Source organism: Streptococcus mitis (assembly GCF_946190065.1).
In the GTDB taxonomy this organism is placed as follows: domain Bacteria; phylum Bacillota; class Bacilli; order Lactobacillales; family Streptococcaceae; genus Streptococcus; species Streptococcus mitis_DE.
Window position 1 is genome coordinate 1 of sequence record NZ_CAMHZD010000015.1, and the last position, 14,330, is coordinate 14,330.

At 37.7% G+C, this 14,330-nt stretch carries 3 protein-coding genes; 2 read left to right on the forward strand and 1 reads right to left on the reverse strand.

Annotated elements, in window-relative coordinates:
• Nucleotides 1-10,859, reverse strand: a 10,859-nt coding sequence (locus OCF96_RS07360) for a mucin-binding protein (RefSeq protein WP_261446823.1), incomplete at its 3' end; no start/stop codon positions are given.
• Nucleotides 10,860-11,065: 206 nt separating this feature from the next.
• Between OCF96_RS07360 and OCF96_RS07365 the strand changes: the two genes are divergently transcribed.
• Complete coding sequence (locus OCF96_RS07365) at nucleotides 11,066-13,348, forward strand: Xaa-Pro dipeptidyl-peptidase (protein ID WP_261446824.1); 2,283 nt, start codon at nucleotides 11,066-11,068, stop codon at nucleotides 13,346-13,348.
• A gap of 469 nt (nucleotides 13,349-13,817) precedes the next feature.
• The gene (locus OCF96_RS07370) at nucleotides 13,818-14,288 is read left to right on the forward strand and encodes an arginine repressor (RefSeq protein WP_001043024.1); all 471 of its coding nucleotides are present in this window, start codon (nucleotides 13,818-13,820) and stop codon (nucleotides 14,286-14,288) included.
• Nucleotides 14,289-14,330: the final 42 nt, after the last annotated feature.

Consider the following 14,330-nt stretch of genomic DNA (forward strand, 5'->3'; position numbering starts at 1 on the left):
GGAGCTACTACTTCATATCCTTTAGCTTCTAATTTAGCTTTAATTGAGTCTACATTAGATTTGCTAATTTCTTTTCCGGTATCTCCAGTTTCAACTACTGATTCGTTTACTGAGTTACCTTTTTCATCCACAAAGTGTACTACCGCTACTTGTGATCCGTCTTTAACGTAGATAATTGATGTATCTTTCGTTGGATCTGTTGGTGTTGGTGGTACGTATCCTTTACTTAGATCGTTTGAATCAACTGGTTTCAATGGTTTTCCATCTGGTCCTACTGGTGTAGTTCCTGGGATTTGTGGAACGATTGGTGTTGTTGTTCCTGGTACCACTGGGTTCGTTGGATCTGGATCTTTAACTTTTGAACCATCTTGTGGATCATTGTTATAAGGTTTTGGATCTACGTTTGTATTTGCAGGAGGTGTGATTCCATCTGGAATTACTGGTACATATTTACCTACTGTTTTGTAGACTACATTTTCAGTAATATCTTTATCAGTTGCTTTAACGTTTTCTACATTTTTCTTAGAAGCTTCTACATCACCAGTTGCAACATATCCTGCTACTACTGGAAGATCAGCTTTACCTGCTAATGTAGTTCCATTTGTAGCTACCCAATCTCCATAAGTGAATTCTTTTGTAATTGGATCGATTGTTACTGGACGTTTGAATGTTACTGTGTTTGTAACTGTGTCAGCTGCTAATTGACCTGCTTTAGCAGCGTCTTCAGCTTTTAGTTCACTTGTTACATCTGAGTATTTGTACGTAATTGTACGTGTTACTGTTTCTGAACGAGCATCTCTTAACTTATCAATCAAGTCTTTAGTCCATTTTGGTCCATCTGGATTGTTTGGATCAATTGGTTTACCTGGTTGAATTGGGTTGTTAGGATCTACTGGTGTAGATGGATCATCATTTGGAACATTATCAGTTGGTGTAATCGTTACTGGTTTAGCTTTACGATATACTACTGTTTCTGTGATATCATCTGCTTCTGCCGCAACTGTTACCGCTGGTACTGTTGCTGTACTTACGATATAGTTTGCTACCGCTGGAATATCAGTTGCTGTTGGTGACGCTACTGCCACAAGTTCCTTCGCTGGTGTCCAATCTCCGTAAGTAATGTCTCCTGTTACTAAGTTAACATTTGCTGTACGTGTGAATTCTGCAGTTTGTTCTACTACTTTTTGTGCACCCGTTGCTGGATCAATTACTGGCGTTCCATCTTCGTATACATACTTAATTGTACGTTTTACAGTATCTGAATTCTTCAGATCTTTAACCGAATTTGGCCATTTTGGTCCAGTTGGATTACTTGGATCTACTGGTTGACCAGGTTGTGGTTTAGTTCCTGGTGTCGCTGGATCTACTGGTACTTCTTTAACAATTGGTTTGAATGTCACAGTAAATTCTTGGTTCGTTTTCGCATCTGCATCAAATACTTTTTCAGCATCCGTTGATGGATAATCTTTTTCACCTGCGTTTACGTTAGCTACTTTTTCATATCCACGAGCTAAGATCTTGTTGATCGCCGCTGTTACATCAGCATCTTTCGTGAATGCTTTACCTGTATCACCTGTATCTACTACTGATGGTTCTAATCCTTTACCGTCAACATCTACGAATTTCGTTACCGCAACTTGTGATCCGTCTTTAACGTACACAATTGTTGTATCTCCAGTTGGTGTTGTTGGAGCTGGCGGTACATATCCTTGTTTTGGATCACCTTCTACTTTTGGTTTCAACGGTTGTCCATCTGGTCCTACTGGTGTAGTTCCTGGTACGTATGGAATCGTTGTTGTAGTTGTTGGATCACCTGGTTTAGATGGATCATCATTGTTATTTGGATATTGTGGATTTTCAATTGTTGGTGGTGTGAATCCTTCTGGTACTACTGGTACGTATTTACCTAAAGCTTCGTACACTACTTTATCCGTAATATCTTTATCTTCTGCTTTAACTGATGTTACATCTGTCTTAGATTTTTCTACATCCGCTGTTGCTACATATCCTGGGATAACTGGAACAGTTGCTTTTCCTTCTAATGTATCGTCAGGGGCTGTTGCACCAGCTGGTGTTGTTGGTTTCCAATCTTCATAAGTAATTTCATTTGTTACTGGGTTTACTTTTGCTACACGAGTGAAGTTAACTTCAGTTACAAATGGAGTAACTTCAGTGTTATCTTTAACAACATTAGCTCCACCTTTATTTCCGTCTTTTTCAGCTTGATTTAATTTGTTTGCATCTTCTGAATAAACGTATGAAATTGTACGTGTTACTTTTTCTGTGTTCTTAAGTTTCGCTAGTAACTCATCAGTCCATTTTGGTGAATTTGGATCTGTTGGATCGATTGGTTGATCTTTCTTAGGTTCTTTGTAACTTGGTGAATTTGGATCCACTGTAATTACTTTAGTTTTGTACACTACAACTTCTTCGATATCTTTGTCTGTAGCTGCTACTTCTTTAGTTGGTACATCTGGTGTTGTTGGAGTTACTCCAGCAACTGCTGCTGTGTAGTTCTCGATAGTTGGTGAAGTTACTTTTTCGAATGTTTGGTTTGCTGACCAGTCTCCGTAAGTAATTTCTCCTGTCACTACATTAATCTTACCTGGACGAGTGAATGTAAGTGTTTTAACTTTCTTATCCGCTACATCTGTAAGTTTTTCAGCTGGCACTTCTGTTCCATCTTCGTAAACATACTTAATTGTACGTGTCACTTCTTCTTGAACTTTTACAGCTTTGATTAAGTCTTCAGTCCATTTTGGTCCTGATGGATTTGATGGATCGATTGGTGTTACTCCTGGTGTTGGTTTTGGATTTTCATTACTTGATGGTTTAGTTGGATCGAATGATGGAATATCCACATCCGTAGCTTTCACTTTAACAACGAATTCTTGATTTACTTCAGGATCGTTGTCGAATGTTGTATTGTTTACACCTTCTCCTGGATTTGCAAATCCATTAGATACTAGAGTATAACCTTTATCTTGTAATTTCTTAATAGTTGCTGCTACCGCATCTGTAGTAAGAGTTGCGAAGTTATCACCTGTTTTACCAACTTCAACTAAATCTTCTGCTACACCTGGTGTTACTACAGTATTCGTATTTGTAGGATCTACTTCTACGAACTTAACTGTTGCACGTTGTTCACCTTGTACATAGAATACATCGACTGAGTAGTCAGCTGCTAATGGATCAATAGCATCTGTTCTATCGATAGACACTTTATCTGCTACGTATCCTGCGATAGTTGGTGATGTTACATGGTTAAACGCATTATCAGATAGTTTTTCAGAATCAGATAATTGTTCATTTGCTGGTAAGTTCGTTGCTGTACTTCCTAAAGCTTTCCATTCACCGAAGCTTACTACTGCAAGTTTATTCTTATCAGGAGTTTCTTTCTTAGCTTCCTCTTTCACTTTAGCAATGATTGCATCATAGTAAGCGTTACGAGCTGCTGTTTTTGCTTCTTCAGTTGTTAGAGCTCTGCTTTGAATTTCTGTATTCTTAGTTGCTTCAGCTTCTTTAGCATCTTTTAATGATTCTGCTTCGTTTTGAGCATTTTCAAGTGCTGTTTTTGCTTCTGCTACTTTTGTTGCTGCAACTTTTGCTGTTGCTTTCGCATCTACAAATTTGTCAAGAGCTGCTTGTTTATCAGCTGCCGAAGCTGTTGTATCTTTATCTTTTGCTTCGTATGCTGCTTTTGCTGCTGCTACTTTAACGTTTTCTGCATCTAATGCTTTTTGAGCTTCTACTACTTTTTTCGCTAAGTCAGAGTTATTTGCAGATAAGTAGTTTGTTCTAGCTGTATCACGAGAACTTACTGCATTATCATATGCTGTCTGTGCTGCTTGTACTGCTTCTTGTGCTGCTGCTTTTGCATCTCGTTGTGCTTGTGTAGACTCAGCTGCTAGTATAATTGCTGCATTAGCTTTTTTCGCATCTGATAATGCTTTCTCTGCAGTTACAAGTGCTTTGTCTGCATCTGATAATGCTGTTGAAGTAGTTTTATCTACTTTTACTTTTTCTGCTGCAGCATTATAGTCTTTCTCTGCTAGATTGTATGCTCTCTGTGCATCATCTTTTTCTTTTTGTGTAGCTTTAGTGTTTTCAGCGTTGAATGTTGCTGTTTCCGCCTTAAATTCTGCCGCTGCTAAAGCCATGTCAATTGTGATTTCACGTTTGAAGTTTAATGTTTCTGTTACAGAATCCGCAGCTTTTGTATTATCCTTCTTATACTTATAGTTGATTGTACGTGTTACACTTTCTTCTTCAGTCTTAGCACCTGTATCACGTTTGTGTCCTAAGAATACATAGAATGTTTGGTTTTGAGGTTTTTCACCAGCATTTGCTGAATCCGCAACTGATTCTTCGTCAAACTTACGTCCACCTACTACACGGTCTCCATTGTCATCATTTGTGAATCCATCACGTTTCAATTCATATCCCATAGCTTCAAACTTAGCAATTGTTGCTGCTGTTGAATACTTAATACGTGTAGCAGAATCACCATTTAATTCTTCTTTCTTAATAACTGAAGAATCTTGAGCATCTGCTGCTGCTTTAGCTTCTAATGTAGAACCAGTGTGGACTTCTAAAACACCTTGTCTATCATTGTTGGTGGCATCCATATCGATATAAACAACACGAGCTACTTGTTTGTCAGCTTTATAGTATACATATACATCAAAGTCATCTTGATTATCTGCAGTTACTGCTGATACTAATGGATCATATGCACCTACGTCTTTTGTATTCACTTCACCATCTTTAATAGTTGGTGTGTATGTTCCTACAGGCGTACTGTTTGTATTACGCACGTGAGTTTGAACACCATTATTTTCTTTCTTCGTATATTCTGTTACTGGTAATTGAACTTCTGCAGTATAACCTTTAAGCGTTGGAGAAATAATACTTGTAAAGTGATCATTTTCTGGGTTAATTGGTTTCCATGCACCGACAATTACTGTTCCAGCTGGTAATTGTGTTCCAGCTTTAACAACATCTCCTGGTTTAAGTTGAGTAACTTGAGTTGCCTCTTTTACTACTTCTCCTGTAGCTTTACGCACATAACGATCAACTGTGATTGGACTTTCTAAAGTCATCTCTGTAGCTACTGTGATGTCTTTTTCAGTTTGTCCATCTTGAGACATAACAATATAATCACGGTTATAAGTTAATGTTTGTTCGTTTGTAACTGGTTTACCATCGATTGTTAAGATTGGTGTTTTATCTTGAGGCGGTACAGACGCATCACCTTCGTATACATAGTGGATCTTACGTGTGATAGTTGCTGTTAAGTTTGGTGTTACTGTTGGTGTGTATTTAGCATAACCGTAGTCCGTTCCGTAACGGCTTCTTACACTATCATTTTTATCTGGATGATCATAGTCGACGTCAGGTTGTTTAATCGTTACCCCTGTACCTACACCTACAAAACTTGGGTGTGGCGTGAAGACAATTTCTGCATCTTCGTATACTGTTTCGCCTTTTTCATTTGTTTTTGTTTTCGGAACTAATGTGTATGTTCCTTCATTTTCAATAACAATTTCAGTATCAGTCACTTTAGTGTAACGACGTTCTACAGTAGTCACTTCTCCAGTTGTTGGATTAACGTGTGTTGCTTTTGGAAGTTTTTTAGTTAATAAATCCTTCTCAGTTCCACGAGTTTTTGTTCCTTTAGGAATAGTATCATTATTATTAGTGTAAGTTTTTCCATCAAATGTAATAGAATCGCCTTTTTTACCTAATAATTGATCTACCGTAATTTCATTCGCTAATATTAAATCTGTTGATGTTCGTTTACCCGGAATTGTTTCACCTTTTTGATAAGTAATTGTCCATTCTGTACGTTGTGCTCCACCGTGAACTGGTAAAGGCGTAACTAGTTGATCTCCTTTTTTCAGTTTTTCTCCAGTAGGAACGATAACCTCTACTCCATTACGAAGAACCGTTACAGGCACCGGTGCTGTTGGCTCAGATCCAGTTAGAATAGCTCCTTGTGGAACAGCTCCTCCACCATAGTTCACTTTATTTACTGTTATATTACCTGTTCCAGTTACTGGATAAGATTGGTTCTTATCAAATACAACTGCGCCCGCAGGAATTTTATCTACTGGTTTGAATGTTTCCGTTCCACCATCTTCGTATGTTACAACTGTTTCTTCTGTTACCTTTGTATCTTCAGTATATGTTTTGGCAGCTGTACTTTCAGTAGTCGCAAATTTAATAGGTTTTGATTTATCAATTAACACGTGAGCTTTATCGATTTTCGCTTCATCGATATGTTCATTATTAATTGACTCTACTGTACCATGGTCTGGAATTCTTGGAGTTGCTGATTGCTTCTTACCTTGTTCATCAATCGTAGTCTCATCTTTACCAACTGGTTTGATGTCAATTACTGTTGGAATATACGTTGTATCCATAGATTTGTAATTGTTAACTCCATCATTAACATTACCAGTAATTCTATCTTTATCAGCAAGTGTTGTTGATCTTTGTGATTGTGCAATAGTTTGATCAGACGCTTCCCAACCTGTTGAGTTATTATTGTCATCCCATGCACGGATTGCAATTCCTTTTGCTTTTCCTACAAATCCAATTTCAGGTTTGAATGTTACAGTTGTTTCATAGAAACCACCTGCAATTTCTTTATTTCCTCCTGAAGTTGCAGGATTAATCTTATATGTCCCTACTTTGTTCCCTACGCTATCATATTCATTATACTCAGCTAATAGGTACTCAGTTTTTTTGTTATTAGGGTTCACAACTTCTAAAGCTGTTCCTAGTACGTTGTTATTTTTATCTTTAACTTTAACTAGTTTCCCTGTTAAAACTGTTTCATCTTTCTTATCAATAAACACATTACCATCAGCGTTAGTGTAAATTGAACCATCAGCATTTTTACGTAATGATGAAACGATTCCCTTATTTCCTAATTCTGTACTATCTTTTATAGAATTTGGATCTACTGATTCTGTAGTAGCTGGATTTACAACTTTATCTGTCAATACGATTTTTGGAGATAATTCAGCATTGTTAATTTGAGCCCAGTTTGTATAGCCAGAATCTTTAGATTTACCATTTGCAATAAACATTGCATTTGTTGGGATTTTAACAGTTTGTTCTTGTCCTTGGTAGTCCTTAGATTCATGTCTAGTTCCACGAGGGAAGTGAACAACGTGTGTTTGGAAGTCTTCAACCTCACCACTAGCTTCAACTCCAGTAGGTGATGCTAATTGTTTCTCTTCTTGACCTTTTTCATTTTTAACTGGTAAAGCAATACGTAAACGAATTCCTACTTTGTCAATAGATGTGTCTAATAACTGTGGTGTATTTTTAAATTTGATATTGTAAGTTTTTTTATCTGGAGTAACTTCGATTAGTTCTGATTCTTCATAACTATCAAATTTACCATTTCCATCAAAGTCTACCCAACCACGTAAATAAGCTTTTTCATTGTATTGTCCTGGATTTGCTCGAACACCGTATAGTACGTATTCAGTATCTGAAGCTTGTCGAAGTGTATATTCTTTACTTCCAACTTTTTCACCTTTATCATCTACTGCTTCTGGGTCAATTAATTGGTTTACTCCTTCGTCTGGAAGAGCCCCGATACCAAGCATACGTGTTGCTTGGTTATAAATACCTGTTACTGGTGTTTGCGTTCTTTCGTCTATAGTAGTGAGAACTTCTCCTTGCTTAACAGCAATTTGTTGTCCATTATCTTTACGGATAACAGCATTACCTGTTGATGTGATTAAGAATACACCTTCATCACCTTGTTGATTTGTTACACGTTTTCTTTGACTATCTTCTGTTGCATCTGCGCCAATAGATAATTCATGATATTTTTCTGTATGAACTAAGTCATCTAACGTCCATGCCCCTGAAGGTTCATTAACGGATGAACGGAAGTCCACGTCAGCAGGTTGACTACCGATATATGGTTGTGTCGCTGTTACTTCACGTCCTTTTACAGTCTTATTGAAGTTACCAATAATATGCTGTGCTGAGCCATATGAAGCTGGAGCATCCCCACCATCATAAATAATGAAACCTACAACTCCAGATACAGAACTTGATGAGTTACCGTAGAATGATAATGTTTTTACATCTTGCGTTAACGCAATTGGTAATTTATTTTTCGAACTGAATGCTGTAATGTTTGAACCAAATTGTTTCGAACCATAAACTTCTTTATTCGTAGCCCATTCTGAAGGATTATATCCATAAGCAGCAAAGTCACTTAAATCCCCAGCGCTTGCTACTCTTGGTGCATTTTTTTCTAACTTTCCAAATTTAATACCGTTTACACGGTTGTCTTTTGACCATTCTTCAAATAAATATCCATTTTTAGCAACAAGTGAATGACCATAGGCATCGGTAGTTATCAGTTGACGAACACCATTTACTGTTCCATATAACTTTGTCTTTTTCCAGCCATTATTAGTGTCTTCCGGTGTATCTGATACGAATTCTAGATTTGTTACTCCAGCAGGTAATACAATTGTTTCTAAACCTGCAGTAGAATGGTTAAATCCTAAATAGATGTCACGGCCTTCACCATCCACTAACTTACGAGTACCATCTTCTAGGTCTTTAAACATTCCTGCTTTTGTTGTCGTTGATAACGCTCCAGATTTATCATACACATATGGATTACCTGATTCATCAAGTGCTAAAGCTTTACTTTTCTCTGAAACTACTACCTTATAACCATCTGCAGATGTTAAATAGTAACGAGTATAAGAATTAGCTCCCTCTTGAACGGTTTCTTCTTGAACTTGCTTTGTTCTATTGATAATAATAGGGTTCCCTTTACTGTCAAGATATGCATCACCATTATTATCGGTTACAACTAAGTTACCGTTTGCTGCTTCTACAACTTTTTTGTTTGCATCTACTTGGCGGTTATCCCAGTGTAATTCCATCAATTCTGACCAATTCGAACCATCTGTTTCGAATTGTGAAAATTCACGATTACCAGATTCATCCCCATCAGCTACGATAGCATTAACCGCCACTGGTACACCATTGTATGTAGCACTTAACGATAATGTTACCCCAAAGTTTGAGTTATCACGTGAAGATGTGAAAGAAACAAGACCGTCACGTTTTTCTCCAGTAGGTTTATAATCAGAGTCTCCCTCCTTATATTCCCTATGCGCAGTGGAAATTCCTGCTTTTTCTAAATAGCTATAATCTTTATTGATAGTCGTTAAAAGAATATCTGTTCTTCTTCCACCACCATCTGGAGCATCTACCAAGTTATACAATGAATTACTTTCTGTACCTGTAGGACTATCTTTTCTATAACGTAAGGTATTTCCTGTGTAACCCTTTTCTTTCGCAAGGTCAGTTGCTACTGTTTTAGGACCTAATTTTGCCACTGTTGCAACAAGGTTATATCCTTCAACTTTAGTTGGAACGTTAAATTTCATTCCCTCTTGAAGAACTTCATAAATTTCTCCACCATTTTGGGCACTACCTGAGTAGTAAATATGTTGCTCATATTTCGCAATTCCCATTTTTAAGAATGCATCGTCAAGAGTACTAATTTTTGTTCCTTTTGCATAAGTAACGCCATCCACTACGTAATCTTTACCTAATGTAACTTCACGGTACATTGTGAATTTGCCTGTAAATGTACGACCGGTAGAACCTGTTGTTCCTGTTAATGTTTTATTAACAGCATTATCTAAATATTTAACACGAGATGCTGTAGATCCGTCTGTATACGTGATTTTTGCTGTAGCAAAATCAAACCAGTTAATAGAATCTGATAATTGTTCTAAGTTTTTAGCTCCTGCTGTAGAAGTTACAACATTCCCCGGTGAAAAACTTACACTTGGACTTCCGTCAGCATATTTAATCGTTACGCCACCAGCATTCCCATTTGCGCCCGTTCTAGACACAATGATTTGGTCTTCAGAAGTTAAACCTGGGTTAGCATTACGAACATTTCTGATGATTGTTAATTCTTCTTCATCATCAAGTTCCATAGGGTTTTTGATTACTGTAAGTTCTTTTGGTGGGTTGTTTTTAGCACCAGCGTTTTCAGCATTTGTTTCTGCCAATACTGCCTCAACCTTACCGATATGTCCACCACGTTTCATCTCTGCATACACTGCTTCAATGGCTGATGAGATACGTTGCAGTTGGGCATCTAGTTCTGCCTTTGTAATTTCTCCAGCTTCAAGAGCTTTCTTCGAAGCAGCAATTTCAGTCTTAGCTGTCGCTACTGCAGCAGCAATAGCTTCTTTAGAAGACTTATCTTCAACTTTTTTCTCAGCATAGTTTGCTGCAGTTGTATTAAGAACTTCAGCTTCAGAAGTCAATTGTTCAAGGATTTTCTTTGTAGCAGTAATTGGATTTTCTGCTTTCTTTTCATCCTTTTTATCAGCTTTTTCATCAACTGTTTTATCAACTTTTTTGTCTGTTGAAGGAGCAGTTAGTGTTGCTTTTTCTTTGTCAGATACTTCTGTTTTTTCAGCTGTATCTGTTTCAGATGCTTTTTCATCCTTTTTAGATACTTCAGCAGCTAACTTCGCGATTTCTTCTTCGCTCAACTCTTTTTTATCTAGAACAGGAGCACCTGTTGTAGCTTCAGTAGCTGGCAAGGTCACATTAGCCGGAGTAGCTGCCGCCTCAGCATCTTTTGAAGTAGGGGTTACGGCTTCTGTTTTATTTTCAGTAGTTGCTTCTTCTGCCTTGGCAGTCGTTTGGGCAGCACCCAAAATCAAGGCTGTCCCCAACAACACACTCGCAGCACCAAAATGGTACTTACGAATAGAGAAACGTTGGCTTAAGCCATACCAATCAAAAGATTTATTTTTTTGTCTTTTTGATTTATACATAATGTTAACTTTCCTTTTTTAATTATGTAACTGCAAGTTACAGTTATATAGTATATATTTTATCACAAAAACACTATCAGTTCAAGAAAAATAATTATATATATATATATATATATCAATACATTTTTGTTGTTTTTGATTTTATCTTTGGTATTTTTTTAATTTTTTGATATAATAAATTAAAGTATAATTTCACTGGAGGTTCTATGCGTTTTAATCAATTCAGCTATTTAGCGCTACCTAGAGATACAATTATCTTTGAATTAAAAAAGTATGGATTTGATTTACCAGTCAACATTACAAATAAACAAATGCTTGAAGCGTTTCTTATTCGTTTCTTTTTTAATTTTAAAAACAGCTCCTATCCTCTATCAAGTTTAGCAGTTGATACAGAAACTGACTTATTGACATTTTTTCAATCAGATAAAGAGTTGACTGCAGATATTTTCTATACTGTGGCTTTTCAACTTTTAGGTTTTTCTTATTTGGTTGACTTTGAAGACAGTGATGTTTTCCGTAAAGAAACTGGTTTTCCCATCGTATACGGTGATTTGATTGAAAATCTCTATCAATTACTCAATACTCGCACTAAAAAAGGGAATACTCTTATCGACCAACTTGTTAGTGACGGTCTTATTCCTGAGGATAATGACTATCACTACTTTAACGGTAAGAGTTTGGCTACTTTTTCTAGCCATGATGTCATTCGAGAAGTCGTTTACGTTGAGTCTCGTGTCGATACTGACCAAAAAGGTCTACCAGACCTAGTCAAGGTTAGCATTATTCGTCCTCGTTATGACGGACAAATCCCTGCCATCATGACAGCTAGTCCCTACCATCAGGGAACAAATGACAAGGCGAGCGACAAGGCTCTCTACAAGATGGAGAGCGAGCTCGAGGTTAAGCCTGCTCATAGGATTGAGCTAGAAAAACCTCAAGTCAATCTTGTCCAACCTCAAGGCCAAGCTGAGCTTGTGTCAGAAGCTGAGGAAAGGCTAACGCACATCAACGCTAGTTATACACTCAACGACTACTTCCTTCCACGAGGTTTTGCTAATCTATATGTTTCAGGGGTTGGTACCAAAGACTCTACTGGTTTCATGACTAATGGGGACTACCAGCAAATCGAGGCTTATAAAAATGTCATAGATTGGCTTAATGGTCGTTGCCGTGCCTTTATCGACCACACGCGCCAGCGTCAAGTTAAGGCTGACTGGTCAAATGGAAAAGTCGCTACAACTGGACTATCCTATCTAGGTACCATGTCTAATGGTCTAGCGACCACAGGTGTCGATGGTTTAGAAGTTATCATTGCCGAGGCAGGCATTTCATCATGGTACAACTACTATCGTGAAAACGGTCTGGTGACTAGCCCAGGTGGTTATCCTGGTGAGGACTTTGACTCCCTTGCTGAGCTAACCTACTCTCGGAATCTCTTGGCTGGCGATTATATTCGTGGCAATGAAGCTCACCAAGCTGACTTAGAAAAAGTAAAAGAGCAACTGGATCGCAAGTCTGGCGACTACAATCAATTTTGGCATGATCGCAACTATTTGCTCAATGCCCATAAGGTAAAAGCAGAGGTTGTCTTTACTCATGGTTCTCAGGATTGGAATGTCAAACCACTTCATGTTTACCAGATGTTCCATGCCCTGCCTGCTCATATCAACAAGCATCTCTTTTTCCATAATGGCGCCCATGTGTATATGAACAACTGGCAGTCTATTGACTTCCGTGAGTCCATGAATGCCTTATTGACTAAAAAATTGCTGGGACAGGAAACGAATTACCAACTGCCTACTGTTATCTGGCAGGACAATACAGCCCCTCAGACTTGGTTATCACTTGATAACTTCGGTGGGCAAGATAACTTTGAAACCTTTTCACTTAGGCAAGAAGAGCAAGTCATTCAAAACCAGTACTCAGATAAGGATTTTGAGCGCTATGGTAAAACCTACCAGACCTTCAATACGGAACTTTATCAAGGAAAAGTCAATCAAATTACAATTGACCTTCCTGTGATCAAAGACATTCACTTGAACGGTCGAGCTCAACTCAATCTTCGCATCAAATCCAGCACAAACAAGGGTTTATTATCAGCCCAACTGCTAGAATTTGGACAGAAAAAATACCTACAACCTTATCCAGCTGTTTTAAGTGCTAGAACCATTGACAATGGTCGCTACCACATGTTGGAAAATCTCTGTGAATTACCATTTCGTGAAAATCAACAGCGAGTCGTGACAAAAGGCTACCTTAATTTACAGAATAGAAATGATTTACTGTTAGTAGAGGATATTAAGGCAGATGAATGGATGGATATCCAGTTTGAACTGCAACCGACTATTTACAAGTTAAAAGAAGGAGATACTCTTCGTTTAGTACTCTATACTACTGACTTTGAAATCACCGTCCGTGACAATACCGCTTACCACCTGACTGTTGATCTTGAACAGTCTACACTTATCTTACCTTGTCAAAAGGTATAATGTAACAGACTTTCAGTATGGAAAGATTTCCACTTGAAGAGTCTAAGGAAACATAAACTTAGTATCAAATGCAATCCCGATATAGGCTTATGATAGGTCTACACGGAAGCTTTGACAAAAGATACTAAAACCCTAACCAACATGTGTACTCATTAATAATACTCGCTACCACACCACATGTTGAAAAATCTTTGTGAATTAACATTAATCATAAATTCACAATAAGTCGTGACAAAAGGCTACCCTAATTGAATGATTTACTGTTAGTAGAGGACACCAATGTAGATAAACGGATAGATACCCAATTCATCTACACTCAACTAGTGACAAGTTAAAAGAGTGGGATTTTCTCCATTTAGTCCTATACTACTGACTTTGAAATCATCATACGTGACAATACCGCTTACCACCCGACTGACGATTTCGTTCAGTCCACGCTTTCTGTACCTAGTACAAGGAGTAATATTTTATGAATAAATCTGAACACCGACACCAACTCATACGAGCTCTTGTAACGAAAAACAAGATTCATACTCAAGCTGAGCTACAAGCTCTTCTTGCTGATAATGATATTCAAGTTACACAAGCTACACTTTCGAGAGATATTAAAAGCATGAACCTCTCAAAAGTACGAGAAGAAGACAACTCTTACTACGTGCTCAATACAGGTTCTATCTCAAAATGGGAAAAACGTCTCGAAATTTACATGGAAGATGCTCTTGTCTTGATGCGCCCAGTTCAACATCAAGTCCTACTAAAAACTCTTCCTGGACTTGCCCAATCCTTTGGTTCTATCATTGATGCCTTGAGCTTCCCCGACGCTATTGCTAGCCTCTGTGGCGATGATGTCTGTCTTGTCATCTGTGAAGATGCAGAAGCTGCTCAAAAATGCTTTGAAGAATTGAAAAAATTCGCTCCACCATTTTTCTTTGAAGAATAAGAAAATTCCGTGTCTGATGTGGCACGGAATTTTGTTATATTC